Genomic DNA, 26,093 nt, shown 5'->3' on the forward strand with positions numbered 1-26,093 from the left:
CGCGCGCCGCCAACGGTCCCTGCTTGCGATGGAGTGCGCCCGTGCGCGGGCGCCCGGCAGGTGGGAGACGTATGCCCAGGCAGGCCCAGTCACGCCGTGTGCCCCCGGCAGCGGTGACGGAGCGCGGCGGCACTCCGCCCGCCGGGCGGAGTGCGCCCGGCAGGCGGATCGGGCTCTCCCGGCGGCAGTGGCCGGTCCTCGCCGTGGTCTCCCTCGGGGGCACGATCGGGGCGTCGGCCCGGTACGGGGCGTCCCTCCTGTGGCCCACCGCTCCGGGCGGTTTCCCGTGGACGACGCTGACCGTGAATGTCGTCGGATGCGCGGTGATCGGCGTGTTCATGGTGGTGATCAGCGACGTATGGGCGGCACACCGCCTGGTGAGACCCTTCTTCGGCACGGGGGTGCTGGGCGGATTCACCACGTTCTCCACCTACGCGGTGGACATCGAACGCCTCGTCGCCCACGGCCGGCCCGGTCCGGGCCTGGCGTATCTGGGACTGACACTGTTCGCCGCCCTGGCGGCGGTGTGGAGCGCGGTGTGGGCCACCCGCCGCGTACTGGCGTGGAGGCAACCATGACAGGACGGACGAACACGGTCCCGGCCCTGCGGCTGACGGTCCTCGTCAGCGAGACCGACGGCTGGCACCACAGGCCCGTGTACACGGAGATCGTGCACCGGGCACACCGGGCGGGACTCTCAGGTGCGAGCGTCTTCCGCGGAATCGAGGGGTTCGGCGCCTCCTCGATGATCCACACCCAACGGCTGCTCTCACTCAGCGAGGACCTGCCGGTGGCCGTCGTGATCGTCGATGCCGAGGAGAGGATCCGCGCGTTCCTGCCGCTCGTCGAGGAACTGCTCACGGGCGGCGGCCTGGCCGTCCTGGACCGCTGCGAGACTGTCCGGCAGGACGACGACCGGGAGCAGAACCCGTGAACTGGCTCCTGGTGATCGTCGGGGCCGCGGTCGGCGCCCCGCTGCGCTATCTGACCGACCGCGCGGTCCAGTCCCGGCACGACACCGTCTTCCCCTGGGGCACCCTCGCCGTCAACGTGAGCGGGTCGCTCGTCCTCGGGCTGCTGACCGGCGCCGCCACCGCCGGGGCCGCCACCTCCCACCTGCAGCTCCTGCTCGGCACCGGGCTGTGCGGGGCGCTCACCACCTACTCCACCTTCAGCTACGAAACGCTGCGGCTGGCCGAGGACGGCGCCAGGTTCTACGCCGCCGTCAACATCCTGGCGAGCGTCGTGGCCGGACTCGGCGCCGCGTTCGCCGGAGTCTCCCTCGCCCAGGCCCTGTGGGCGTGATGCACCGGCCGGCGATGCGCCCCTGGCGGTTCGTGGTCTGGTTCGGAACCATCAGCCTGCTCGCCGACTTCGTCTACGAAGGGGCGCGTTCGATCACGGGTCCGTTGCTGGCCTCGCTGGGGGCCTCGGCCCTGGTGGTCGGTGTCGTCACGGGCGCGGGTGAGGCGGCGGCGCTGATCCTGCGGCTGGTCTCGGGGCCGTTGGCGGACCGGACGGGCCGGTTCTGGGGCTGGACGATCGCCGGATACGCGCTGACGGTGGTCAGCGTGCCGGTGCTGGGCCTGACGGGGGTGCTCTGGGCCGCCTGCTCCCTGGTCGTCGCCGAACGGGTCGGCAAGGCCGTCCGCTCCCCCGCCAAGGACACGCTCCTGTCGTACGCCACCGCGGCGACGGGCCGGGGGCGGGGCTTCGCCGTGCACCAGGCGATGGACCAGGTCGGCGCGCTGATCGGCCCGCTGACCGTCGCCGGTGTGCTGGCCCAGACGGGCGGCGACTACGCACCGGCGCTCGGCGTCCTGGCCCTGCCGGGCGTGGCGGTCCTGGCCCTGCTGGTCCGGCTCAGGCACCACGTCCCGCAGCCGGCGGTGTACGAAAGCGCGGCGACGGAAGCGACGGCCGGCACGGGGACCGGCTCCGGGCGGTTGCCGGCCGCGTTCTGGCGGTACGCCGCGTTCACGGCCGTCACGACCTCGGGCTTCGCCACCTACGGTGTGCTGTCCTTCCACCTCGTCACGCACGGGCTGCTCGCCACGGCCTGGGTTCCGGTGCTGTACGCCGGTGCCATGGCCATGGACGCGCTGGCGGCGCTGGCCACCGGATGGGCCTACGACCGGATCGGGCCCCGGGTGCTGGCCGTGCTGCCGCTGCTGGCGGCCTCGGTGCCCGTGCTGGCCTTCGGCGGCAGCCTCGCCGTCGCGGTGATCGGCTCACTGGTGTGGGGGGCCGCGATGGGCATCCAGGAGTCCACGCTGCAGGCCACCGTCGCCGATCTCGTCCCGCCGGGGCGGCGGGCGACCGCCTACGGGGTCTTCGCGGGGGTCATCGGCGCCGCGACCCTGGCCGGTGGCGCGCTCGTCGGCGGTCTCTACGGCTACTCGGTCCCGGTGCTCGTCGTGGTGGTCGTGGCGATCCAGGCCGCCGCTCTGGTCTTGCTGTCCGGCACCCGTGCGCACCGCGGCTGAGAGAGCCTGTCGGGGCCGCGGAACACGGCGCCCGCGCGGCTCAGGACCTGTCGGGCGACCTCTGACCGGGCGGCCACGCCCTGGCACGCACGCTTCCCGCGTTGCCGAAATGCCCTGGTAGCTCCTTCCCCAAGCTCTCAAGGAGCAGGGGAGACCCCATCCGAGGACCTTCCGGCGCCTTGGAATCGCACGCACCAGACCGCGTCCGCTGCCCGATCGAAGGTCACCCGACAGACTCTCAGCCGCCGCCCGAGGAACCGGCGGCCCGCTTCCGGGCGGCTTCGATCTCCGCGTACGCCATGTCGCGTCCCTCCCAGTGCGAGCCCTCCACCGACTTGCCGGGCTCCAGGTCCTTGTAGACCTCGAAGAAGTGGGTGATCTCCAGCAGGTCGAAGCTGGACACGTCGCCGATGTCCCGCAGGCCGGCGTGGCGGGGGTCGTGCGCGGGAACGCAGAGGACCTTCTCGTCGGGACCCTTCTCGTCGCGCATCACGAACATGCCGATGGCCCGGCACTGGATCGTGCAGCCGGGGAAGGTCCGCTCGCCCACGAGCACCAGGGCGTCCAGGGGATCGCCGTCCCGGCCGAGCGTGTGGTCGATGTAGCCGTAGTCGGCGGGATAGCGGGTGGCCGTGAAGAGCATCCGGTCCAGCCGGATGCGCCCGGCCTCGTGGTCCATCTCGTACTTGTTGCGGGATCCCTGGGGGATCTCCACGATCACGTCGAATTCCACGGCAACGGCCTCCAAGCGGCAGGCGGGCACGGTGTCGTCACGCGCATGGCCGGGGACCGTCGGCGGAAGGTGTCCGCGGTTGCGGTGAGCCCCGTCACCGGCACGCCGGGGCGTGCACTCCCAGTCTGCATCCTCACGCGGATGCCGCCAGCGCTCGCCGCGGTCGTACGCCCAGGGGAGGTACCCGGTACCCGCTGTGCGGGACGTGACAGCTGCCGCCCCATGTGTCACGTACTCCGGGCACCACCGTCCCGCGGCCGGGCCCGCTCTCGTACATGCGCGACGGGCCCGGGCCAGGGTTGTCACGCACCGCACGAACCGGAGCGGGCCCGCCGAAAGAGCGCGGCGGCCAGGCCGTCGAGCGCCCCCGGTCGCTGCGGGGTGCCGAGGACCGGATGCTCGTGCTCGGGCCACATCGCCCCGGCGCCCGGTCCAGGTGCACGGAGAGGCGGCATGCGCGCGACAGAGGAAGGAAGCGCGACGGAAGCCTCGGTCGGGAGCGAGCGATCCGCGAACCCTTCACGCAGGCACGGCGCATGCGCCGTCCACCGACGCGTATGCCCCGGGGGTGGCCAGGAGGGTCACACATTCATATACGCACCGGGTACGCATTCTTGACCGTTCGTCACCTATGTCCACCGAAAAAACCCAGGTCAGCCCGGTCATGGGTGGCCGACTTCGGCCCTGGATGTGAACATTCCGCGTCAAGAGTGCAACTGGCGTGTCGGTCTTGACATTTACCCGAGAGGCCGATGCTAAGATCATCTTACTTCCAGTGGGCTGATGGCGTATGGGGGCATTCCGGGAGGGATGAATTCCTCGGCCCCGCTTCCGGAGGGGCCTTCCCTGCGTGGCACAAGTCGCGACTAGACCAGTCCGGCCGGTGCGGCTCATGAGGGAGCGTCAAGCCGTTTCCATAGCCATGGCACTTGAAGTGAGTCTCATGACATTTGCACAGGGCCCTCTCTTCTGGGCGCTGGTTGTCGTAGCACTGGTCGCTGTCGGTGCCGTCCTGCGGGCTCGCAAGACCAACATCGGGCTGCGCAGACAGAACACAGATCTTCGGGGCGAGCGTGACGCGCTGCAACGGCAGCGGGACGAGCTCCACGTAGCCCATACCGGTCTGCTGCACCGGCAGGCCGCCGAGATGAATGAGGTCCGCAAGGACGCCGAGGAGGAGACCAAGGCCGTCCTCAAGGCGGCCGTGCGTACCCTTCAGGGACTCGCGGACGAGCAGCAGGTGGTCGTCGAGAACGCCCAGAAGAAGTACGGCGACGACCCCAACATGCTCGCCGACCTGATGGCCATCGACCACGCCAACAGCCAGTTCGGCCGCCGCGCGCAGGGCATCGCGGTGCTGTGCGGCGGCTGGCTCGGGCGCAGGGAGACCGTCGCCTCGGTCTTCGACGTGGCCCGCAGCGCGCAGGGCCGTATCCGCCAGTTCGACCGCGTCCGGGTCAACGGACAGGTCAACTTCTCGGTCGTCAGCAAGGCCGTGGAACCGGTCGCGGTGGTCCTCGCCGAGCTGCTGGCCAACGCCACCAACTACTCGGCCCCCGGCACGCCGGTGGAGATCAACATCCAGGCCGTCCCGAAGGGCGTCTGCCTCATCATCGACGACGCGGGCCTCGGCATGGGCCAGGAGGAGAAGGACCGCGCGGCGGCCCTCCTCGCACCCCAGGCCGCGATCAGCGTCTCCAGCCTGGGCATTCCCCCACAGTTCGGATTCGCCGTCTCCGGTGTGCTGGCCGCCCGCTACGGGTTCAAGGTCTCGGTGGACTCGGTATCCCCTTATGGAGGCGTACGCGCGGTGGTTCTCCTGCCCGACGAGCTTCTCACCGGTGATGCGCCCACGCCCCCGGTGGCCGCCGCGGCGCCCCTCGACCACGACGCGGAGGTGTCGGCGCTCCCCCGCCGCCGGGTGAGCGCGCCGCCGCCGACCCCGCTGTTCCCGCCGGCCGCACAGCCGGTCTCCGCCCCGCAGCCCTCGGGGTCCTTCACCACCGCCGGTGGCCTGCCCAAGCGTCGTCGCAAGAGCCCGGTCTCAGTGGTGCCGTCGACCGACCCCGGGCCGGTGCGCAGCAACGAGGAAACCGCCTCCCGCCTGGGCGCGTTCCAGCGCGGAACACGGTCCGGACGTGACATGACGACGATGGAAGGACCCGAGATCCAGTGAACCCCGATCTGACCTGGGTGCTCAACGATGTGCTCCAGGTACCCGGCGCTCGGCACGCGATCCTCGTCTCCGCCGACGGCCTGCTGCTGGCCAACTCCAGTGAGATCGGCCGGGACGACGCGGAGACCGTGGCGGCCGCGATGAGTTCCATGCAGTCGCTGAGCCGGGCCGTCGCGCCCTTCATCGGGGCCCAGACCCCCGGTCGTTGGCGTCAGACGCTCCTTGAGTACGAGCACGGCTGGATCTTCCTGATCGCCGCGGGCACCGGCGCCTACCTGGCGGCGGCCGCCGCGGCCGACGTGGACATGGAGGCCATGTCCTTCCGTATGCAGCAGCAGGTCACCGCGCTGGGCAAGGCGATGACCACGCCTCCCCGCCACAACGTCGGAAGCGACGCATGACGGCGCCGGGTGAGGAGCAGTCCGTCAGCAGCGGGTTCGTCCGGTCCTACGTCATCACCGGTGGACGCGGGCTGCCCGACGCGGAGGGCCTGTCCCTCGTCACTCTGGTCACCATCGCACCCGGCCGGCAGCAGCCCCCCAACCCGAGCCCCGAGGTCCGGGCGATCTGGAAGCTGTGCTCCGGCGGCTATCTTTCGGTGGCCGAGGTCGCGGGCCATCTGGAACTGCCCGTAGGAGTGGCACGGCTGCTGCTGAACGATTTAGCGGAACAGGGTCATCTGATGCGCCGCAAGGCGCCACCGCCGGCTCAGCTCGTTGACAGGAAGATCCTCGAAGAGGTGTTGCATGGACTCCACGTCCGGTTCGGCTGAGAGCATCTATGTGCCGGACGCGGTACAGCGTGCGGCGAAGATCCTCGTCGTCGGACACTTCGCCGTGGGCAAGACGACGCTCATCGGCACCCTCTCCGAGATCACACCGCTGCGTACCGAGGAGAGGATGACGCAGGCCAGTGCCCACGTCGACGATCTGCGGGGCGCACCCGACAAGGTCACCACGACGGTCGCGCTGGACTTCGGCCGTCTGACGCTGAGCGACGAGCTGGTGCTGTACCTGTTCGGTACGCCGGGCCAGCAGCGTTTCGTCGAGCTGTGGGAGGACATGGCCCGGGGTTCGCTCGGGGCACTGCTCCTCGTGGACCCGGCCCGTCTCGCCGACACCTTCCCGGTGATCGACCTGGTCGAGACGTACGGGCTGGAGTACGCCGTCGCGGTCAACAGCTTCGACCCGTACTCCCGGCATGCCGAGGAGGAGTTGCGCGAGGCACTCGACCTGCTGCCGGACACCCCGGTCGTCTACTGCGACGCCCGGGACGAGAACTCGTCCGCGCAGGCGCTGATCACGCTGGTCCAGCACCTTCTCGCCCGGGTGGCCTGACCTCCGCTCCGTACGCCGTCCGTCGGAACGGGTGACCCGAGCCCCGTCTTCCGTCCACCGTCCGGGCCCACGAGGCCCGCGATCACACCTAGGAATCACACATGGACTCTCAGCCGGGAGCCACCCCGTACAGCGCCCCCACCGGGTGCCCGATGCACGGCGAGCGGCAGAAGTCGCTCTACGGGCCGGAGTTCGCGTCCGATCCGCAGCGTGTGTACGACGAGTTCCGGGCGCACGGGCTCGCCGCTCCGATCGAGCTGGCTCCCGGGGTGGACGCCACTTTGATCGTGCAGCACGAGGCCGCGCTCCGGGTTCTGCAGAACCCCTCCTTCTTCGCCCGTGACTCCAGGCGGTGGGCGGCGCTGCGGGAGGGTCGCATACCGCTCGACAGCCCGGTGCTGCCGATGATGGCGTACCGGCCCAACTGCCTGTTCACGGACGGCACCGAGCATCTGCGGCTGCGCAAGGCGGTCACCGAGAGCCTCGGCCGGCTCAACACCAACCGGCTCAGCCGGGACGTCGAGCGCATCGCCGACTACCTCATCGACCAGTTCATCGAGCGCGGCAGCGCCGACCTGCTGGGCGACTACGCCAAGCTCCTGCCGCTGCTGCTGTTCAACCAGCTCTTCGGCTGCCCCGGTGACATCGGTGACCGGCTGACCCGCTCGATGTCCGCGATCTTCGACGGCGAGGACGTGCTGCGGGCCAACGCCGAGCTGACGGAGTGCCTGATGGAGCTCGTCGCGCTCAAGCGGCGGCAGCCCGGTGAGGACATCACCTCCTGGCTCATCCAGCACCCGGCCGGGCTGCGGGACGAGGAGCTCAAGGACCAGCTCGTCATGCTGATGGGCGCGGGCATCGAGCCGGAACGCAACCTCATCGCCAACGCACTGCTCCTCCTGCTGTCCGACAACGCCGGGAACCCGCACCGGCGGGGTACGGGAATGCTGGTCGAGGACGCCCTCGACGACGTGCTGTGGAACAACCCGCCGATCGCCAACTACGCCACGCACTACCCGATCCAGGACGTCGACCTGGGCGGTGTGACGCTGAAGGCGGAGACCCCGGTACTGATCAGCTTCGCCGCCGCGAACAGCGACCCCGCGCTCACCGACGCCCGCCAGACCCTGAGCAAGGGCGCCCACCTCGCCTGGGGCGCGGGCCCGCACGTCTGCCCGGCGAAGTCCCCCGCCCAGCTCATCGCCCTCACCGCGATCGAGAAGATCCTCAACTCGGTGCCGGACCTCGCCCTCGCCATCCCGTCCTCGGCGATCGAATGGCGGCCGGGTCCGTTCCACCGGGCCATGGTGTCCCTGCCGGTCCGGTTCAGCCCGAGTGCGCCGCGCCATGCGGCGAAGGCGGCGACGCAGTCGCCCGTTTCGTCCCGGATCACCCCTGCTGAAGAGCTTCCCGCCGCGCGCTACGACCACGCGGAGCCGCCGAAGAAGACGAAGGGCTGGTGGAGTTCCTTTCTGGACGTCTTCCGGGTATGACGCCGTCCGGCGCCATGGGACAGGGCCGGTTCATACGCGTACCCGGCCCTGTCCACCACCCGGCTCGAACAGCGTCCGGCACATGACAAGGGGTCAGCAGGGCATTTCTCTGTGACAGGAGCAACAGGGATCGACGCTTGGCGGACATATGCGGAGGGGTAAGTTCTGGCCGTAACCATGAGCCCAGGGCAAGGAACTCTGCGTGAGCGCTATATGTGGCACAGACCGGCCCGCCGTCGACCGCCGTGCCCTCATCTCCCTCCTACGACGTCTCAAATCGCCGGAGGGGCAGGCCGATCCCTACGGCCTCCTGGCTGAGATGAGAGCCATGGGAGATGTCGTGCGCGCTCCCTGGGACGCGTACTTCGTCACCGGGTTCGACGCGTGCAGCGAAGTGCTCCGCGGTCGCAACTGGCTGGCGCCGGACTTCGCCTGGCAGGAGCGCCAGGAGGACACCGAGCGCTGGGAAGCGGTCGCCACCCAGGAGATGACCAAGACGCTCTCCCGCCTCAACGCGCCCGAGCACACCTGCCAGCGCCGCAGCCTCGGCAACCTCTTCGACCGTTCGACCATCCAGCGGCTGACCCCGCAGGTCGAAGCACACGTCACCCGCCTCCTCGACGATCTGGCCGACGAACTGCGCCGGGGCGAGGCCGACTTCGTCGGTACGGTCAGCGAACAGCTCCCGATCAGCACCATCGGCTCCTGGCTGGGGATCCCGCCCGAGGACTACGCCCACATCCTGGAGATCACCCACAACCAGGTGCACGCCCAGGAGCTGCTGCCCACCAAGAGCCAGCTCGCCGTGTCCGCCGAGGCGACCGTGCATCTACGCGCGTACTTCACCGAACTCGTGAAGCAGCGCCGCGCGAACCCCGGCAACGATGTCCTGACCGGCTGGATCCACACCTGGGACGCGAAGGAGCCCGACCGCGAGGCGGCGGACGAGATCCTTTACCGTCTCACCATGTTCGTCACCATCGCCTCGCTGGAGACCACCGCGACCCTGCTGTCGACCATGGTGGGTCTCCTGCAGAGGGAGCCCGGCCGGTGGGCGTGGCTCGCGGAGAACCCGGGTTACATCGACGCCGCCGTCGACGAGGTCCTGCGGTACGACCCGCCCATCGGGATCAACACCCGGATCGCGGCCGACGACACGGTCCTGGCGGGCGTGCCGATCGCGAAGGACAGCATGGTCCACGTCATGTACGGGGCCGCCAACCACGACCCGCGGCGCAACGAGGACCCGGACGCCTTCGTCATCGAGCGCACCGGCACCCACCTCACCTTCGGCGGCGGGGTGCACTACTGCCTGGGCGCGGCCCTCGCCCGCCTGGAGGCCCGCACGCTGCTCACCCAGCTCCTGAAACGTTTCCCCACCCTGCGCGCCGTCACACCGGCCAATTACGCGTCCCGCCTGGTCTTCAGGCGCGTGACCTCGATGAACGTGGCGATATGAAGCTCTCCCTCCCCGACCGCCTCTCCCCCTACCGGCGACCGGGCACGGTGCGCACCGAACGCGAGGGCCCCGTCCTGCGGGTGGAGCTCAACTCCCCCGCCACCGGCAACGCTGTCACCGAGGCGATGCTGGACGATCTGCTGGCGGTCCTGGCCGTCCCGGACCCCGATGTCCGGGTGATGGTGCTCAGCGGTGCCGGCGACGACTTCTGCCTGGGCGGTGACCGCGGCGAGTTCGCCGACTGGCTCGACGACGACCCCACCGGGCGGGGCATCCGGATCGCGGGCGACAAGGCCCGCCGCGTCTGTGAGGCCATCTCCACCAGCCAGGCCGTCACCATCGCCAGGATCCAGGGCAAGGCGATCGGCGCGGGACTGGCGCTGGCACTCGCCTGCGATCTGCGCGTCGGCGCGGACACCGCCGGATTCCGGCTGCCGGAGCTGGCGCTCGGGCTGCCCACCGCGTGGGGCGGCGTGCTGCCCCGGCTGATCCATGAGGTCGGCGCCGCCCGTGCGCGCGAGCTCATCCTGACCGGACGTGCCTTCGACGCCGCGGAGGCGTACGAACTGTCCGTCCTCCAGCGCATCGTGCCCGAGGACTCCCTCGACGCGGCGGTCACCGCGTGGGCCAAACCCATCGTGCGCCGGCCGGAGGCCGCCCTGCGCGTCACGAAGGCGCTGCTCAACTCCTACGCCGCCCCGACCCGGCTGGCCGACCCGTCCGTCCTGGACGCGGAGCTGATGGCCACCGTCGCCGCCGCGACCCGCCGCGGCCGCGACGCCAAGGGGGCCGGGACGGCGCGTTAGGGCATCTCGCCTCGACCGGGCCCGGCCCGACGGCGCATTGCTCCACTGGTGTCACGTTGTCGGGCGACGGGTGTGGACGAACGGCTCGGCTTCCCCGGGCGAAATAGTCTGCCGGGCGGGGGCCTCGGCGGTCGATCATCCCGCGTGCGTGCGTCGACGGGATCCACTCGATCCGGTCGGACTCGCTCTCGAGTGCGGGACCGCCGGAGGCGGGAAGGGGTCCGGAGGCGGGGTACGTGGGGGACGTCAACAGGTCCGGCGCTTCCCGCAGCACACTCCTGCAGCCGTTCCCGGGCGAAACACCGACTGCCGGGTTTCGCATACCGAGTGAGGTCACACACATGAGGAAGCACCGCGGTAAGACGTCCCGCCGATGGATGGCCGTTGCTGTCGTCGCTCTCGGAACCGGGGGAGCCGTGGGAACCACGGGACTCGCGGGGACCGCGGAAGCCGCAGATGTGCCCACCACCGCCACCGCGACCCTCTTCGGCCCGCATCAGAAGGAGACCGCGCGCCTGCTGACGCTGGTCAACGGTGTGCGCCGCGCGGTTGGTTGCCCTTCTTTGACGACGAACACGAAACTCATGAAGTCCGCCCGGAAGCACAGCGCGGACATGGCCTCCCACCGGAACATGTCCCACACCGGTTCCGACGGCTCCGCCCCGAGCGACCGCATCGCGGACGCCGGGTACGAGCGGAGCGCGTACGGCGAGAACGTCGCCCACGGCTACACCACCCCGGAGAGCGTCATGGCCGGCTGGATGAGCAGCCCCGGCCACCGGCGCAACATCCTCGACTGCTCGTTCAAGGAGATCGGCCTGGGTCTCGCGCAGCCCGGCAACTACTGGACGCAGGACTTCGGACGGCCCCGCGCCCGAACGAAGGACGGAAAGTAAGGGCTGTCCCGTGATCGGGAGCTCTCGCGGCCGAGGCAGGACCAGGGGGTTCGGGGAGTGCAGGCCCTCGGATGGTGCTGGCGCACCGCCGGGGGCTGCCCCATGCGCACGGTCGCGCACACAGGGGGGTGATTCCGTCGCCGTGGCGCGCCGTCTCCATCTCCCGCCACGCGAACGGAACTTCGCACGCCGTCCCCCGTCGCGCAGCTCCCGCGACGCGCCCCCGCCGTCCTGTTCCGGCGGTACGGCCGAGACCCCGCGTACGTCAGCGGTAGTACGTGCGACTCCATGCAGGCGGACGACGACGATGACGCCCCTGTTCACAAAGGATTGAGGCATTCCTCCGGCCCCGCCGTGGCCCGGCGCGGCCCCGGCACGGCCGGAGCGCGGCATGCGCGCCGCCGACCCGTTGCCCGATCCAGACAGACTGGAGCGCCTCTTCGTGGCTACCTTCCTTTACCGGCTGGGCCGCTTCTCCTTCCGGAGACGCAGGCTCGTCGCCCTGCTCTGGGTGGTGGTCCTGGCCGCCTGCGCGTTCGCGGCGGCCAAGGCGCCGACCGCCCCCGAGGACGGGTTCTCGATGCCCGGCACGGAGTCGCAGAAGGCGTTCGACCTGCTGGACCGGCGCTTCCCCGGCGGCAACTCCAACGCCGCCGACGCCCGTATCGTCTTCGTCGCACCCGAGGGCCAGAAGATCACCGCCGGCCCGAACAAGGCCGCCGTCGAGAGGATCGTCGCGGACGTGGCGGCCGGCTCGCAGGTCAAGGGCGCGCTCGACCCGTTCGACATGGCCGGGGCCGTCAGCAAGGACGGCACGACCGCGTACTCCACCGTCTCGTACGACGTACGGAGCACCGACCTCACCGACGCCACCACCAAGGCGCTGGAGGACGCCGCCGAGAACGGACGGGACGCGGGCCTGACCGTGGAGCTCGGCGGTTCGGCCCTGGTCCCGGAGGGAGAGCTCGGCGGCACGACCGAACTCATCGGGGTCGCCGCCGCCGCGGTCGTCCTGCTCATCACCTTCGGATCGCTCGCCGCCGCGGGCCTCCCGCTGCTCACCGCGATCGTCGGCATCGGCGTGGGCGTGGCCTCGATCGTCGCCATCGGGATGTCCACGACCACGACCACGCTCGCCCTGATGCTGGGGCTCGCGGTCGGCATCGACTACGCCCTGTTCATCGTCTCGCGCTACCGGACGGAACGCGCGGAGGGCCACAGCGCCGAACAGGCCGCGGCACGGGCCGTGGGAACGGCGGGCTCCGCCGTCGTCTTCGCCGGTCTCACCGTCGTCATCGCCCTGGCGGGCCTGTCCGTGGTCGGCATCCCCGTCCTGACCAGGATGGGCCTCGCCGCGGCGAGCACCGTCGTGATCGCCGTCCTGGTCGCGATGACCCTGCTGCCCGCGCTGCTCGGCTTCTTCCAGAAGGCCGTCCTGCCGCGCGCCCGGCGCAAGGCCCAAGGCGGGCAGCGCGCCGAGGACGGCCGGCCCAACCTGGGCACCCGCTGGGCCCGCTTCGTGATCCGTCGGCCGCTCGCGGTCCTGGTGCTCAGCGTCCTCGGCCTCGGCCTGATCTCGGTACCGGCGCTCGACCTCCAGCTCGGCATGCCGGGCGACGAGTCGAAGTCCACCTCGACCACCCAGCGCCGCGCCTACGACGCCCTGGCCGACGGCTTCGGGCCCGGCTTCAACGGACCGCTCACCGTGGTCGTCGACGCCAAGGGCTCGGACGACCCGAAGGCCGCCGCGGCGCGCGCCGCCGAGCAGCTCGGCGCCACCGACGGCGTCGTCGCCGCGACGCCCCCCGCCTTCAACAAGGCCGGTGACACCGCGGTGCTCACCGCCGTACCCGCCACCGGACCGAGCTCCGCGGACACCACGGACCTCGTCCGCACCATCCGCGACGAGGCTCGTGACCTGCGGTCCGAGACCGGTGCGACGATGCTCGTCACCGGTGCGACCGCGGTGAACATCGATGTGTCGCAGAAGGTCACCGACGCACTGGTCCCCTACCTCGCGCTCGTCGTCGGCCTGGCCTTCCTGCTCCTGATGGTCGTCTTCCGCTCGCTGCTGGTCCCGCTCAAGGCGGCCCTCGGCTTCCTGCTGTCCGTGACGGCGGCCTTCGGCACGATCGTCGCGGTCTTCCAGTGGGGCTGGCTCGCCGACGCCCTCGGCGTCGAGCAGACCGGACCCGTGATGAGCATGATGCCGATATTCCTGATCGGGGTGGTCTTCGGTCTGGCGATGGACTACGAGGTCTTCCTCGTGACCCGGATGCGGGAGGCGTACGTCCACGGGGAGCGGCCCGGCGAGGCGATCGTCACCGGGTTCCGGCACAGTGCCCGGGTCGTCGGGGCCGCGGCCGTCATCATGATCGCGGTGTTCGCCGGGTTCATCGGGATGAGCGAGTCGATGATCAAGATGATGGGCGTCGGCCTCGCCACGGCTGTCTTCTTCGACGCGTTCGTCGTCCGGATGACGGTCGTCCCGGCGGTGCTCGCCCTGCTCGGCGACCGGGCGTGGTGGCTGCCCCGCCGGCTGGACAAGGTCCTGCCCCAGGTGGACGTCGAGGGCGAGAAGCTGAACCACGGCGGGCCCGCGGCGCCCGCGCCGACGGCGGAACCCGACCCCCGTCCCGTACGCGTATGAGTCGAGGTGGAGTGACGTGAGACGGCCGCCGGCCCGTCCGCCCCAAGCACGACGGACGGGCCCGCGGCCGCCCCGCGCGGGCGGGCGGCCGGGTCGACGACCATGGATGGCCGGACAGACCCTCCGGAAGAGGAAGAGAGACTGCGTGTTCACCGACTGGTGGCAATGGGCCCGACGCCACCCCCGGGCCGTCGAGGCGGCGGTGGCTGTGCTGCTGTGGGTCTTCGCGGTCTTCTCCAGCACCCTGACCGGCGGCCGGATCGTCCGCTCCCCGATGCTCGTCTTCTCCCTGGCCGCCGTCGTGCCCTCCGCCGTTCTGCTGCTGGGGCAGCGCCGGTATCCGCGCACGGTGGTGGTGGTGACGACGGTGTGCGGCAGCGTCCTGGCCCTCATGGGCAACAGCATCGGGTTCGATCCCAGTCCGAGCGTCGCGGGCGCCGCCATGGTCGCCCTCTACCTCCTGGCGCTGCGTACGGACCTCCGCACGACCACGGTGTACACGGCCGCGGCGGCCGTCATCCTCGCCGTCTTCTCCCTCATCTGGGGCGGCGGCTCCTTGCTGCGCCCCAACCAGATCGGCATCCTGTCCTGCGTCCTGCTGGCGGGGACCTTCGGTGAGTCGGTACGGACCCGGCGCGACCATTTCGCCGCCGTGGAGGCACGGGCGGAACTGGCGGAACGTACCCGCGAGGAGGAGGCACACCGCAGGGTGAGCGAGGAACGGACCCGGATCGCCCGCGAGCTCCACGACATCGTCGCGCATCACATCGCCCTCGCCCACGCACAGGCGGCCACCGCCGCGTACCTGCTGCGCAGCCGCCCCGAGCAGGCGCAGGACATGATGGACCAGCTCGCCGGAACAACCTCCTCCGCACTGCGCGAACTCAAGGCGACCGTGGGGCTGCTGCGCCGCGAGGGCGATCCGGAGACGCCTCTGGAACCCTCCCCCGGGCTGGCCCAGCTCCCGGAGCTGATCGCCTCGTTCGAGCGGACGGGCCTCGCCGTCTCGGTGTCGGTGGAGGGTGAGAAGCGGGCGCTGTCGTCGGGCACGGACCTGACCGCGTACCGGATCGTGCAGGAAGCGCTGACCAACGTCACCAAGCACGCGGGCTCCGCGACGGCCTCGGTCCGGCTCCGCTACACGCGCCGTCTGCTCACCCTCACCATCACCGACGACGGACACGAGCCGCAGACGGCGGGCGCGCCCGGGTACGGCCTCATCGGCATGCGGGAACGGGCCCTGTCCGTCGGCGGCCGACTGGCCGCCGGGCACCGGGCGAGCGGCGGTTTCGAAGTGACCACGGAACTTCCCCTGGAGACGGCGGAACCCGAACCCCGCCAGAACGACCACGAGAGGACGGCGCGGTGACCATCCGGGTACTGCTGGCCGACGACCAGGCGCTGCTGGCCGGAACCTTCCGGCTGCTGATCGACTCGAACGACGACATGGAGGTCGTCGGCGTCGCGGCGGACGGCCGGGAGGCGGTGGAGCAGGCCCGTGCCACCGCGCCGGACGTGGTCGTGATGGACATCCGCATGCCGGGCCTCGACGGACTGGCGGCGACCGAGGAGATCTGCCGCGACGAGGCACTGCGGGAGACCCGCATCCTCATCCTCACCACGTTCGAGATAGACGAGTACGTGGCGCGGGCCCTGCGCGCGGGCGCCAGCGGCTTCCTCGGCAAGGACGTCGGCCCCGAGGAACTCCTGGACGCGATCCGCACGGTGGCCTCGGGCGACACGCTGCTGTCACCCACCGCGACCCGGGCCCTCATCACCCGCTATCTCGCCCGCCCGGAGGGCACCGCCGCCGTGCCCGAGGCACTGGACGTCCTGACCGCCCGCGAGCGCGAGGTCATGGCGCAGGCCGCCGAGGGGCTGTCGAACGACGAGATCGCCGAGCGGATGCATGTCAGCCCGCTGACCGTACGCACCCATGTCGGGCGGGCGATGAGCAAGCTGGGAGCCCGGCACCGGGCCCAACTCGTCGCCATGGCCTACCAGTCGGGCCTGGTGCGGGTGGACCCGCCGCAGCCGGGCGACGGGCGCCGAGAGCCTGTCGGGTGACCTTCGGCCGGAGAGCGGACGCGGCGTGGTGCGTGCGATTCCAAGGAGCCGGGACGGCGTTGCGCCAAGCGCGCGTCCGTCCATGTCCGGTCCGCGCCAGGAACGCGTCAAGGCATCCGGCCCGGGAATCCGGACGGGACGGTCCGGAGGCATGCTGGAGTGGCCGGCCGGACCGGCCGGCCTTCCGGAACACCTCTGGACCACAGCGAGGTGGATCATGGGACTCCCGCTTCGTGACCGCATCGCACTGGCCGCGGCCCTGGTCGGCCCCCTCCTCGCCGCGCTGGTGCTGACGCCCTTCCGTACGAGCCTGTCGGGCACCAACCTGGCTCTGGTCCTGGTCGTCGTGGTGGTGGCCGTCTCGGCCCTCGGGAACCGCTGGGCCGGGGCCGTCGCGGCGCTGTCGTCCGCCGCGTGGTTCGACTTCTTCCTGACGCCGCCGTACCAGCGGTTCAGCATCACGGGCACCGACAACGTGGAGACGGCGGTCCTGCTCCTGGCCGTCGGTCTCGTGGTGTCGCAACTGGCCGCGCACGCCCGTCGTCTGCGGGTGATCACCGTGACCGACGCCGACCATCTCGCCCGGATCCACGACATCGCCCTGCTCGTCCAGTCCGCCGCCTCTCCCGACCTGGTGGTGGAGCGGGTGCGTCAGCAGCTCGTGGGCCTGCTGCGGCTGCGGGAATGCCGTTTCGAGTACGGAAGCCTGCTGGGGCACCCGCCACGGCTGGAGCAGGACGGCTCCGTCGTCGTGGGGCACCGGCGCCGCGACATCGACCGCGACGGCTGGCCGGAGGGCGAGATCGAGCTCCGCGCCTCGGCGGGCGGCCACTACTCCGGCCGGTTCATGCTCCGGCCCATCCCCGGAACCGTCCCGTCCCTGCAGGCCCGTCTCGTGGCGGTGACCCTCGCCGATCACGCCGGTGCCGCGCTCGACACCGCCGGTCCGGTGCTGGACCGCTGACGGCCCGGCTGCCGTCGCACGGGCTCCTACGGGACGGGCTCCCCGGCCCCCACGAGTTCCCCCTCGGCCGCGCCCCGGCAGCCGCACGGTTGCCGGGGTGTCGCGAGGTCGGCCTCGATGCCGTCCAGGGCCCGGCGGGCGGCATCGAGCTGCGCCCGCAGGGACTCGGTGCCGTCATCGGCGCGGGGCGGCCCTCCGGAAGGCACCTCGCTCTCCTGCGACTCCCGCTCCTTCTCCAACTCCCGCGCCTCTTCAAGGGAGTTGATGACTACGCCGATGAGGAGATTGACGAGCAGGAAGGAACCGAGCAGGACGAACGAGGCGAAGTAGACGATCGTCCAGCGCGAGATCTCCAGCGCGGCACGGACCGCGTCCCCGAGGCCGTCGAGGGTGATGAGGAGGAAGAGCGTGAGCGCCGCGCGGCCGAGCGAGCCGAAGTGCTCGGGGTTGTCGTCGGAGAAGAAGACCCAGCCGACCATGGCGTACACATAGAGCAGGAGCGCGCCGACGAGCAGAAAACTCAGCGTGCCGGGCAGGCTCTTGCCGACCGCCACGATCACGATGCGCAGCTGGGGCAGAAATCGTGCCGCACGCAGCACCCGGGCCAGCCGCAGCAGCCGGAGCACCGTGGCGTTCTCGCGGGCGAACGGCAGGAAGGCCAGGGCGACGACGAGCACGTCGAACACGTTCCAGGGGTCGCGGAAGAAGTCCCTGGGACGGTCGGCGTGGGCCGCGGCCCGCAGCAGGATCTCGATGGTGAACGCGGCGAGAAAGACATGCTCCGTCGCCTTGAGCGCGCCGTGCCACTCCTGCACGACGCCGCTGTACGTCTCGACCCCCAGCAGGGCCGCATTGGCCACGATGACGCAGAACACGGTGCCGGCGAAGGCCGAGGAGTCCACGACACGGCGGCTGTGTACGGCGATTGCACGCCGTAATTCCGCGGCGACCTGTTCGGACATGGTGTGATTCGTTTCCTCGAAGACTTCGTTTCGCCGCAGGCCGGCTCCCGCTCACCAACAGGAGTGGATCTTAGACCGACCGGCACATGGGGGGCGGCCGGTCCTGGAAGGCGTTGGCGCCGGTCAGCATCCGGACTTGGCCGTGGCCCGCACCCCGAAGTGCGCATACCGGGAGCCGTCGGGCAGGGCGTGGAACACCACGGGTGTCCAGCAGGTCCACGCGGCCTTGTCACCAGATCCTGGACCACCCGGCCGACAGGATCGAGTACGCGCGTCCGCTCCGAGGCCGAGGCGCCGGCCACGGGGAGATCAGCGTTCGGACCACATCCCCAAGACCTCCCTGCACCGCTGCCCGAAGGGGTGGCGGTGCAGGGATCCGGGGTGGCCGTCGTATACCTGTTCCCAAAGTCGTCGGGGCCCGAAGCCACCGAGCTCGCGGTCGGCCCGATTCGGCTACGTGTCGCGCCTGTGCAGCAGCAGGCTGCCGACCAGCAGCGCTGCCGCCGCCCACGCGGCGAGCACGCCCAGGCCGGCCCAGGGGCCGATGGGCAGCTCGTGCAGATGAACGGTGGCTTGGACCGTGAGTCCGGCGCTCATGGGCGAGATCTGCTGGAGGTGGCGCTGCCACTCCGGGTCGTTGACCACCTGGGTGACGACCGGGAAGAGGTAGAGCAGCCCGAGCACGATCCCGATGGCGGTCGCCGCCTCCCGTACCGCCGTCGCCACGCCGAGGCCGATCAGGGCGATCAGGACGAGGTAGAGGACCGAACCCACGGCCGCGCGCAGGGTCGGGCCGTCGGTCAGGGACAGCGGGGCATAGCCGTGCGCCTCGGTGAATCCGTTGCCGGGCAGGATGTGGCGGCCGACGAGGAGGGAGGCCAGGACGGCGGCCGCCCCGGAGGCCAGGACGACCGTGGTGAGGACCGTCGCCTTGGCGGTGAGGACGGTGAGCCGGTTCGGCACCGCCGTGAACGTGGTGCGGATCATGCCGGTGCCGTACTCGCCGCTGACGGCCAGCACCGCGAAGACGGCGATGACCGCCTGCCCGACGGTGACGCCGGTCAGGGCGAGCTTGACGGCGTCCTGGCCGCACCCCGCGTCCGGGCACTTCACGGCCTTGGCGGTGCCGCAGCCGACGGCCACGGTCAGCACGACGGCGAGGAGGAGCAACCTGCCCATGTCCCCTGCGGTGCGCAGCTTCGTCCACTCCGCGCGCAGGGCGCGGCCGAAGTCCCCTCGCCACGCGCCGTCCGCCGTGCTCGTGAGTCGTGCACCGTTCAGAAGACTCATACGTCCCTCCCGCGCAGCCGCACCACGGCCAGGCCGAAGGCGAGCACGGCGTATCCGCACAGCACGGCGAGTCCGGCCCACGGCGCCAGCGGGTAGTAGCCGGTCGACGGCTCGTACACGCTGAGCACCTGCGCGTACTGCGGCAGGGTCTGCTGGACGGCGAAGCCCGCAGCCGGGGTCACCCGCAGCAGCCACTCCGAGACGCCCGGGGGCAGTACGCCGGAGGTGGCGAGCAGGAAGGGCAGCACGATCGACGCGATGACCAGGGCGACCGCCGTGCCGCTGCGCCGCAGCAGGGCACCGACGCCGAGAGCGAGCACGGCGGCGGCCGCGCAGAGCAGGCCGGTGCCGACCATCACGCGCGCTTCGGTCGCCGACGTGACGGGGAAGACATGGAAGCCCCTGCCGCGCGCGCTGCGTTCCCCGACGGGAACGGTGATCGCGGCGGCCACCAGGCCGACGGCGGACGCGACGCCCCCGGCCACCAGCGCCTTGGCACCAAGTACCCGGCTCCGCAGGGGAGTTGCCGCCATGGTCGTACGCAGCAGACCGCGCCGGTACTCGCCGGTGATGAACACCGTGCCGAGGGCGATCACCACGATCAGCCCGGCGAACGTGCCGACGAGGAAGTTCTCGACGGAGAATCCGACGCCCATGACGGGCCCGCCGACGACCGGTGCGATGTCACCGGCCCCGGTCACGGTGAACCCGCCGTCGGTCTGGGCGAAGCCGCCCTCGGTGGTGTTCGTGTAGCTGCCGGAGGTGCCCGCGTCGCCGCCCACCTGTGTGCCGCTCCATGCCCCCCGGGACCAGTCGCCGGTGAGGGCCGGGCTGCCGAAGGTGCCGGTGGCCACGGCAGGGCTGAAGCCCGCGCCCGCCGCCGTGTCCTGCTTCGCCTCCGGGGACGTCGCGAAGAGCCCGGCCTGCACGGTGCGCGCAAGCCCCGGCAGCTTCGCACGGCCGACCTCGGTCCAGTGGGAGCCGTCGGTGGAGGTGGAACCGGTGAGACTGTCACCGGAGCGGACCAGGCGCAGCCAGCGCGGGGACTCCTGGGAGACCTTGCCGGAAGGGCCCGCCGTGTCGTGCGTGTAGTCGTACTGCATGCGTACGCCGTGACCGCCGGTGGCCATGACCGCCGCGTACGGGGATCCCTGGACGAGGCTTTCCTTCACGATGATCCCGGCCTTCGCCCAGGGCTGGACGCCCTGGGCCGTCTTGCCGGTCCCGGTGTCGGCCACACCGGTCAGCGACCGCAGGGCAACGGTGAGGGCGCCGTCGCCGGTGAGCGTCTTGTGGATGAAGTAGAAGCTGTCGTTGACGGCCTCGCCGCCGGGGCCCTTCGGGTACGAGGCGGAGTCGGCGCCGCGACCGCCGGGGGCGGCCGTGCCGAGCAGGCCGATCACGATCGTCACCAGGAGCGCCCCCGCCATGGCGAGGACCCAGCCGCGTACCGTACGGAACTTCGTCCACTCGGCGTGCAGCGTCCTGAGGAACCCGCCGCGCCCGGCGCGCCTCGTGGCCGGGGGGCGAGGGGTGAGGGTGGCGGTCATCGCGTGGTCTCCCCCGCCGGGATGCCCCGGTACTCCACCGCGTCCCGGGTGAGCTCCATGTAGGCCTCTTCGAGCGTCGCCCGGTGCGTGGACACCTGGGAGAACGGCACCCCGTTCCGGGCGAGCAGGGCCACGATCTCCTCGTCGGGCAGGCCCGTGACGCCGAGGGTGTCGGGGCCGGAGGCGAGAGCGGTGGCGCCCGCGCCGTGCAGGACCTGGGCGGCGCGCGAAGGCGCGGAGGTACGCAGGGTGACCCGGCCGCCGGACGCCCCGGCGAGCAACTCGGACACGCTTGCGTCCGCGACGACCCGGCCGCGGCCGATCACCACGAGATGGTCCGCGCTGTCCTGGAGTTCGCTCATCAGGTGACTGGAGACCAGGACGGCGCGGCCCTGCCGGGCCAGCGACGACAGGAAGCCGCGCACCCACACGATGCCGTCGGGGTCGAGGCCGTTGAACGGCTCGTCCAGCATGACGACCGGCGGGTCGCCGAGCAGCGCTGCCGCGATCCCCAGGCGCTGGCGCATGCCCAGCGAGAAGCCGCCGGCCTTGCGCCGGGCCGCCGCGCCCAGGCCGACCTGATCGATGACCTCGTCCACCCGCCGGGCCGGCACGCCCTGTGAGTGGGCCAGCCACAGCAGGTGGTTACGGGCGGTGCGGCTCGGCTGCAGCGCGGAGGCGTCGAGCAGTGCCCCCAGATGCCGAAGCGGGCGACGCAGGGTGCGGTACGGCACCCCGCCGACCAGGGCCTTTCCCTCCTCGGCCGCGTCAAGGCCCAGGATCACGCGCATGGTGGTGGACTTGCCCGCGCCGTTCGGGCCGACGAAGCCGGTCACCTGTCCGGGCCGCACGGTGAACGTCATCCCGTCCAGAGCCGTCCGTGGCCCGAAGCGTTTACGCAGACCGACGACCTCGATCGTCGCCTTCGTGCTCTCATCGCTCATGGGCCCCACCCTGTGACGGAGCGGGTTACAGGGGCCGAACGGCCACTGTCATCCCGCTGTTAGGCGCCTCGGCCTAGCCTGGCCCGGTACGTGTCCTGGTGCGGTGGCGAGAGGGGAGCACGCGGATGAAATGGGGTCCGCTCCGACGGCTCGCGGGCCTGGCTGCCGGGCTCGGCCTGCGCCGTGGCACCGCCCGCACCCGCTTCACCGCCTTGTACGTGGCTCTGTTCCTGCTGTCGGGAACGGCGCTGCTGGCCATCGCGGCCGTGGTGGCATCCGGCGGATCGCGCTCCAGCCGGACCGCCCCCGACGGCGGCACCCATCAGCCCGCCACGGCGGCACAGGCCCAGGGCCGCATCGACGAGCTGGAGCAGCAGTTGGCTCAGGCGCACGACACCCAGTCCCGGCAGATTCTGATCGGCTCCGCCATCGCCCTCGGCGTCATGGCGGTGAACTCGGTCGGCCTCGGCTGGTTCGTCGCCGGCCGGGTGCTGCGCCCGCTGCGTGTGATGACAGCGGCCACCCGCCGGATCACCGCCGACAGCCTGCACGAACGCCTGGCCATCGGCGGCCCCGGCGACGAGGTGAAGGACCTCGCCGACACCATCGACGACCTCCTCGGCCGCCTGGAGAGCTCCTTCGACGCCCAGCGCCTCTTCGTCGCCAACGCCTCCCACGAGCTGCGCACCCCACTCACCACGATGCGGGCCTCCCTGGATGTGGCCCTCGCCAAGCCGGGCCCGGTACCCGAGAGCACGGCCGCGCTGGCCGCCCGGATACGCACCGAACTCGACCGGGTGGACCGGCTGCTGGAGAGCTTCCTCGTCCTGGCCCGCACCCAGCACGGTGAGTTCACCGACTCGGCGCGCCTCGACCTCGGCCGACTCGCGCTGACCGCCCTGACCGGACGGACAAAGGACATCGCGGCCAAGGGCCTGACCGTGCGTGAGAACCGGATCGACGACTCCGCGTGGGTGTGGGGCAGCCGGACACTGCTGCGCCGCGTGGCCGACAACGTGGTCGGCAACGCGATCGCGCACAACGACCCCGGGGGCTGGATCAGTGTCGCGGTACGGGCCGAAGGAGACGGCACAGGCGCAGTGTCCCTCGTCGTCGAGTCCAGCGGACCGGTCCTTGACCAGCGGCGGGTGGCGGAACTCTCGCAGCCCTTCCGCCGCCTTGGCGCCGACCGGACCGGCACCGGCCAGGGCAGCGGCCTCGGCCTCTCCATCGTCGCGGCCATCGCCCAGGCCCACCACGGCACCCTGGACCTGCGCGCCCGCCCCGACGGCGGCCTGCGCGTCACCATCACCCTCCCCCGTACGGACGGCAGGGCGACGGCGGAGGCCCCCGACACGGAGACGGGCGTGGCGCGTTGAGAGTCCTGGTGGTCGAGGACGCCCGCCCTCTGGCCGAAGTCGTCGCCGAGGGACTGCGCGACCAGGGCATGGCCGTGGACGTGGCCCACGACGGGCTCGACGCCGCGGCCAAGCTGGACGTCAACGCGTACGACGTCGTCGTGCTCGACCGCGACCTGCCAGGCATCCACGGCGACACCCTCTGCCAAATGATCACCGAGCGGGACGGCCACGTGATGGTCCTGATGCTGACCGCCGCCGTTTCACCCGGCGACCGCGTCAGCGGCCTGACCCTGGGTGCCGACGATTACCTCGCCAAGCCCTTCCACTTTCCCGAACTCGTCCTGCGCATCCGTGCCCTGGCCCGCCGCCGCCCCGCCGCCCGGTCCCGCACCCTGAGCACGGCGGGCATCGAACTCGACCCGGTGCGCCGCACCACCAGCCGCGACGGCCGCCAACTCGACCTCTCCGTCAAGGAATTCGCGGTACTCGAAGCCCTCCTGAACGCGAGCCCCGCCTTCCTCAGCACGGAGGACCTCCTCGAACAGGTCTGGGACGAACACGCCGACCCGTTCACCAACACCGTCGCGGTGACCATCAGCCGCCTGCGCCGCAAACTCGGCGACCCCCCGGTCATCGCCACCACACCCGGCGTGGGGTATCGGATCATCGACCCGGCCGTCCCGCCCGACTGAGCAGCCGACAGGGGCCGGCGAACGACTTCAGCCAGGTCCGGCCGCCGACGCTCCGCCGGCCGCCCGCCAGGGCCGACGGAGGCTCAGCGCCAGTGTTCGTTCCGATGTTCCTCAGCCCCCGAGCACACCCTCGCCCACGGGCCGGTCGGTGACGGTCATGAGGATCGCCGCGCGCTGTGCGCGCGCCATGACGTACGGCGTACGGCCGCAGTTCGGCGGCCCCGCTCCGGCGCGCGTGCGGGCGGTCGGCCGGCTGAAGGCTGTCCCGCAGCCCCCGGTGGAGCGGCGCGCGGCGTCGGATGCGGCACATCGCAAGGCGGAGAGACGTCCGCATACTGGATGTATGCGGACGTTTCAGACAACGCGGCGAGATGCCGTAGCTGTCGTCGTGCGCCCGCCAGGGACTACGGGACAGCCCTCGGCGAAAACACCGGGCGACCCGCCGAGCACGAAGGAGTCGACGTCATGGCTGTACAACCGGAGGGCACGCCGTGCTGGGCCGACGCGATGTTCCCCGACCTCGACGGCGCGAAGCGTTTCTACAGTGATGTGCTGGGCTGGACGTTCGGCGAGTCCTCGTCCGAGTTCGGCGACTACACGCAGGCGTACGCCGACGGCAGGGCGGTCGCCGCCGTCGTACCTCCGATGCCCGGCCAGGAGGGCCCGTCGGCCTGGTGCCTGTACCTCGCCTCACCGGACGCCGCGGCCACCGCCGCTAGGATCCGCGAGAACGGCGGCGAGACGCTGATGGATCCCATGCAGGTCGGTGAGTTCGGCACGATGCTGCTGGCCCGCGACCCGAGCGGTGTCGTCTTCGGCGTGTGGCAGGCGGGCACGCACGAGGGCTTCGAGGCCGAGAGGGTGCCCGGTGCGTTCTGCTGGGCCGAGGTGTTCACCCGGGAGCCGGAGAAGTCCGACGCCTTCTTCTCCGCCGTCTTCCCGTACAGCATGGTGAAGATCGCGGACGAGCAGATCGACTTCAGGATGTTCAACCTGGGCGACAGGACGGTCATGGGGCGGATGAGGATGGGCGACGAATTCCCGCCCGAGGTGCCACCGCACATGAACGTGTACTTCACCGTCGCGGACTGCGACGCCGCCGTGGCGAAGGCGACCGAGCGCGGCGCGATCCTGCGGTTCGGCCCGATGACCATCCCGTTCGGCCGTTTCGCCGCGCTGACGGACCCGCAGGGCGCGGCGTTCTCCGTGATCGACGTCCACACGACCGAGGGCGAGGTGCCCGAGACGTCACCGGTGTCCTGACCCGACGGGATCGCCGGGATCGCCGGGATCACCGTCCGGGTCCCGGCTCCCCCGCGGTGCGGGCCGGTGCGGGGCCCCGGCGTTCGCGTGGTCCCGCCGGTTCCTCACGGTTCTGACGTCCCCAGGCGTTCCAGCAGGGCCGGGAGATCGGCGAAGGAGTCGATCACATGGTCCGGGGTGCCGCCGGCCGCCCGGTGCGTCTCGGGGAGGTACTTGCCGGTCCTGACGAGTACACCGGTGAGCCCGGCGCGCTGGGCCGCCAGGACGTCGGACTCGATGTCGTCGCCGACCATCAGGGCGTGGGGCGCGGTGGCGCCGAGGTGTGCCAGGGCCGTGGCGAAGAACGACCCGGCGGGTTTGCCGGTGATCTCCGCCTCGACGCGGGCGGCCCGCTCCAGCCCCAGGAGGAAGGCCCCGGTGTCGAGGTCGAGCCCGGCGGCCGTGCGCCAGTACATGCTCCGGTGCATGGCGACGAGCCGGGCACCGCGCAGCACATGACGGAAGGCGCGGTTGAGCGCCGCGTAGCTGAAGGCGTCCCCGGCCCCGCCGAGGATCACCACGTCCGGGGCCCCGCCGTCGACGGCGTCCTCCTCGTCCCCGTCCACGAGTGTCACGCCTGTCAGATCGTCCCGGACGTCACCGGCGCCGATCAGCAGGCAGCGGGCCCCGGGATGGTGTTCCCGCAGATGAGCGGCGGTGACGGCGGGGGCGGTGAGGATGTCGTCGGCGGAGACGGGGAAGCCCTCGCCCACCAGCTTCGCGGCGATCGAGGCGCGGGTGCGGGAGGTGGTGTTGGTGACCAGCGCCAGCGGGATACCCGCCTCGCGCAGCCGTTCCATGGCCGCCACGGTGCCGGGCAGGGGCCTCCAGGACACGGTGAGCACACCGTCGATGTCGATCAGGACCGCACCGATTCCTTCCATACGGTCGACCCTGCCCGAGTTGCGCCGCCACCGCACATGGG

At 71.4% G+C, this 26,093-nt stretch carries 25 protein-coding genes; 19 read left to right on the forward strand and 6 right to left on the reverse strand.

The window, feature by feature from the left end:
- The first annotated feature begins 71 nt into the window (after positions 1–71).
- Genes crcB (ACIQCZ_RS17195) through ACIQCZ_RS17210 form a run of 4 tightly spaced genes read left to right on the forward strand, consistent with a single transcriptional unit; the run spans position 72 to position 2,486 of the window.
- The gene (gene crcB / locus ACIQCZ_RS17195; RefSeq protein ID WP_402283097.1) at positions 72–578 is read left to right on the forward strand and encodes a fluoride efflux transporter CrcB; all 507 of its coding nucleotides are present in this window, start codon (positions 72–74) and stop codon (positions 576–578) included.
- Positions 575–934 carry a DUF190 domain-containing protein gene (locus ACIQCZ_RS17200; protein ID WP_402283098.1) on the forward strand — a complete coding sequence of 120 codons (360 nt, stop codon included), beginning with the start codon at positions 575–577 and terminating at the stop codon, positions 932–934. The genes crcB (ACIQCZ_RS17195) and ACIQCZ_RS17200 overlap by 4 nt, the downstream gene beginning before the upstream one ends.
- Complete coding sequence (gene crcB / locus ACIQCZ_RS17205) at positions 931–1,305, forward strand: fluoride efflux transporter CrcB (RefSeq protein ID WP_402283100.1); 375 nt, start codon at positions 931–933, stop codon at positions 1,303–1,305. Before ACIQCZ_RS17200 ends, crcB (ACIQCZ_RS17205) begins: the two co-directional genes overlap by 4 nt.
- Complete coding sequence (locus ACIQCZ_RS17210; RefSeq protein WP_402283547.1) at positions 1,305–2,486, forward strand: MFS transporter; 1,182 nt, start codon at positions 1,305–1,307, stop codon at positions 2,484–2,486. The genes crcB (ACIQCZ_RS17205) and ACIQCZ_RS17210 overlap by 1 nt, the downstream gene beginning before the upstream one ends.
- A 238-nt stretch (positions 2,487–2,724) precedes the next feature.
- Here the strand turns inward: ACIQCZ_RS17210 and ACIQCZ_RS17215 are convergent, their stop codons facing one another.
- Entirely contained in the window at positions 2,725–3,219 is a 495-nt protein-coding gene (locus ACIQCZ_RS17215; RefSeq protein WP_376277695.1) for an inorganic diphosphatase, read from the reverse strand.
- Between the two features lie 943 nt (positions 3,220–4,162).
- Between ACIQCZ_RS17215 and ACIQCZ_RS17220 the strand changes: the two genes are divergently transcribed.
- From ACIQCZ_RS17220 to ACIQCZ_RS17275, 12 genes are all read left to right on the forward strand, one after another.
- Positions 4,163–5,395, forward strand: coding sequence for an ATP-binding protein (locus ACIQCZ_RS17220; RefSeq protein ID WP_402283101.1), 1,233 nt, complete (start codon positions 4,163–4,165; stop codon positions 5,393–5,395).
- A complete protein-coding gene (locus ACIQCZ_RS17225; protein ID WP_351071720.1) occupies positions 5,392–5,796 on the forward strand; it encodes a roadblock/LC7 domain-containing protein in 405 nt (134 codons plus the stop codon). The genes ACIQCZ_RS17220 and ACIQCZ_RS17225 overlap by 4 nt, the downstream gene beginning before the upstream one ends.
- Complete coding sequence (locus ACIQCZ_RS17230; protein ID WP_351071722.1) at positions 5,793–6,167, forward strand: DUF742 domain-containing protein; 375 nt, start codon at positions 5,793–5,795, stop codon at positions 6,165–6,167. The genes ACIQCZ_RS17225 and ACIQCZ_RS17230 overlap by 4 nt, the downstream gene beginning before the upstream one ends.
- The gene (locus tag ACIQCZ_RS17235; RefSeq protein WP_402283102.1) at positions 6,142–6,732 is read left to right on the forward strand and encodes a GTP-binding protein; all 591 of its coding nucleotides are present in this window, start codon (positions 6,142–6,144) and stop codon (positions 6,730–6,732) included. The genes ACIQCZ_RS17230 and ACIQCZ_RS17235 overlap by 26 nt, the downstream gene beginning before the upstream one ends.
- A 101-nt stretch (positions 6,733–6,833) precedes the next feature.
- On the forward strand, positions 6,834–8,225 hold the full coding sequence (locus ACIQCZ_RS17240) for a cytochrome P450 (RefSeq protein WP_402283104.1): 1,392 nt from the start codon (positions 6,834–6,836) through the stop codon (positions 8,223–8,225).
- 328 nt (positions 8,226–8,553) lie between these two features.
- Positions 8,554–9,684 carry a cytochrome P450 gene (locus ACIQCZ_RS17245; RefSeq protein ID WP_402283106.1) on the forward strand — a complete coding sequence of 377 codons (1,131 nt, stop codon included), beginning with the start codon at positions 8,554–8,556 and terminating at the stop codon, positions 9,682–9,684.
- On the forward strand, positions 9,681–10,490 hold the full coding sequence (locus tag ACIQCZ_RS17250; protein WP_402283107.1) for an enoyl-CoA hydratase/isomerase family protein: 810 nt from the start codon (positions 9,681–9,683) through the stop codon (positions 10,488–10,490). The genes ACIQCZ_RS17245 and ACIQCZ_RS17250 overlap by 4 nt, the downstream gene beginning before the upstream one ends.
- A 341-nt stretch (positions 10,491–10,831) precedes the next feature.
- A complete protein-coding gene (locus ACIQCZ_RS17255) occupies positions 10,832–11,386 on the forward strand; it encodes a CAP domain-containing protein (protein WP_402283109.1) in 555 nt (184 codons plus the stop codon).
- 442 nt (positions 11,387–11,828) lie between these two features.
- Positions 11,829–14,036, forward strand: a complete 2,208-nt coding sequence (locus ACIQCZ_RS17260; RefSeq protein ID WP_402283111.1) for an MMPL family transporter — start codon at positions 11,829–11,831, stop codon at positions 14,034–14,036.
- Between the two features lie 145 nt (positions 14,037–14,181).
- The gene (locus ACIQCZ_RS17265) at positions 14,182–15,405 is read left to right on the forward strand and encodes a sensor histidine kinase (RefSeq protein ID WP_402283113.1); all 1,224 of its coding nucleotides are present in this window, start codon (positions 14,182–14,184) and stop codon (positions 15,403–15,405) included.
- A complete protein-coding gene (locus ACIQCZ_RS17270; RefSeq protein WP_402283114.1) occupies positions 15,402–16,103 on the forward strand; it encodes a response regulator in 702 nt (233 codons plus the stop codon). Before ACIQCZ_RS17265 ends, ACIQCZ_RS17270 begins: the two co-directional genes overlap by 4 nt.
- A 217-nt stretch (positions 16,104–16,320) precedes the next feature.
- Complete coding sequence (locus tag ACIQCZ_RS17275) at positions 16,321–17,067, forward strand: DUF4118 domain-containing protein (RefSeq protein ID WP_402283115.1); 747 nt, start codon at positions 16,321–16,323, stop codon at positions 17,065–17,067.
- A 26-nt stretch (positions 17,068–17,093) separates the two neighbouring features.
- On the opposite strand, the gene ACIQCZ_RS17280 is transcribed toward ACIQCZ_RS17275, so the two are convergent.
- The 4 genes from ACIQCZ_RS17280 to ACIQCZ_RS17295 form a co-directional block, all read right to left on the reverse strand.
- A complete protein-coding gene (locus ACIQCZ_RS17280; protein ID WP_402283117.1) occupies positions 17,094–18,029 on the reverse strand; it encodes an ion transporter in 936 nt (311 codons plus the stop codon).
- A 453-nt stretch (positions 18,030–18,482) separates the two neighbouring features.
- Positions 18,483–19,319: an ABC transporter permease subunit gene (locus tag ACIQCZ_RS17285; protein ID WP_402283119.1), complete on the reverse strand. Its 837-nt coding sequence runs from the start codon at positions 19,317–19,319 to the stop codon at positions 18,483–18,485.
- Positions 19,316–20,869: an ABC transporter permease subunit gene (locus ACIQCZ_RS17290; protein WP_402283121.1), complete on the reverse strand. Its 1,554-nt coding sequence runs from the start codon at positions 20,867–20,869 to the stop codon at positions 19,316–19,318. Before ACIQCZ_RS17290 ends, ACIQCZ_RS17285 begins: the two co-directional genes overlap by 4 nt.
- On the reverse strand, positions 20,866–21,813 hold the full coding sequence (locus ACIQCZ_RS17295) for an ABC transporter ATP-binding protein (RefSeq protein ID WP_402283123.1): 948 nt from the start codon (positions 21,811–21,813) through the stop codon (positions 20,866–20,868). The genes ACIQCZ_RS17290 and ACIQCZ_RS17295 overlap by 4 nt, the downstream gene beginning before the upstream one ends.
- Positions 21,814–21,938: 125 nt before the next feature.
- Between ACIQCZ_RS17295 and ACIQCZ_RS17300 the strand changes: the two genes are divergently transcribed.
- The 3 genes from ACIQCZ_RS17300 (at position 21,939) to ACIQCZ_RS17310 (ending at position 25,129) form a co-directional block, all read left to right on the forward strand.
- Positions 21,939–23,192 (forward strand): sensor histidine kinase, encoded by a 1,254-nt coding sequence (locus tag ACIQCZ_RS17300; protein WP_402283125.1) that lies wholly within the window; start codon positions 21,939–21,941, stop codon positions 23,190–23,192.
- On the forward strand, positions 23,189–23,866 hold the full coding sequence (locus ACIQCZ_RS17305) for a response regulator transcription factor (protein WP_402283126.1): 678 nt from the start codon (positions 23,189–23,191) through the stop codon (positions 23,864–23,866). The genes ACIQCZ_RS17300 and ACIQCZ_RS17305 overlap by 4 nt, the downstream gene beginning before the upstream one ends.
- 465 nt (positions 23,867–24,331) lie before the next feature.
- Positions 24,332–25,129, forward strand: a complete 798-nt coding sequence (locus ACIQCZ_RS17310) for a VOC family protein (RefSeq protein WP_402283128.1) — start codon at positions 24,332–24,334, stop codon at positions 25,127–25,129.
- A gap of 104 nt (positions 25,130–25,233) precedes the next feature.
- Here ACIQCZ_RS17310 and ACIQCZ_RS17315 read toward each other — a convergent pair whose 3' ends face one another.
- Positions 25,234–26,052, reverse strand: coding sequence for an HAD-IIA family hydrolase (locus ACIQCZ_RS17315; protein WP_402283129.1), 819 nt, complete (start codon positions 26,050–26,052; stop codon positions 25,234–25,236).
- Positions 26,053–26,093: the final 41 nt, after the last annotated feature.

The sequence above is a fragment of the Streptomyces sp. NPDC093149 genome (assembly GCF_044754145.1).
GTDB lineage: Bacteria > Actinomycetota > Actinomycetes > Streptomycetales > Streptomycetaceae > Streptomyces.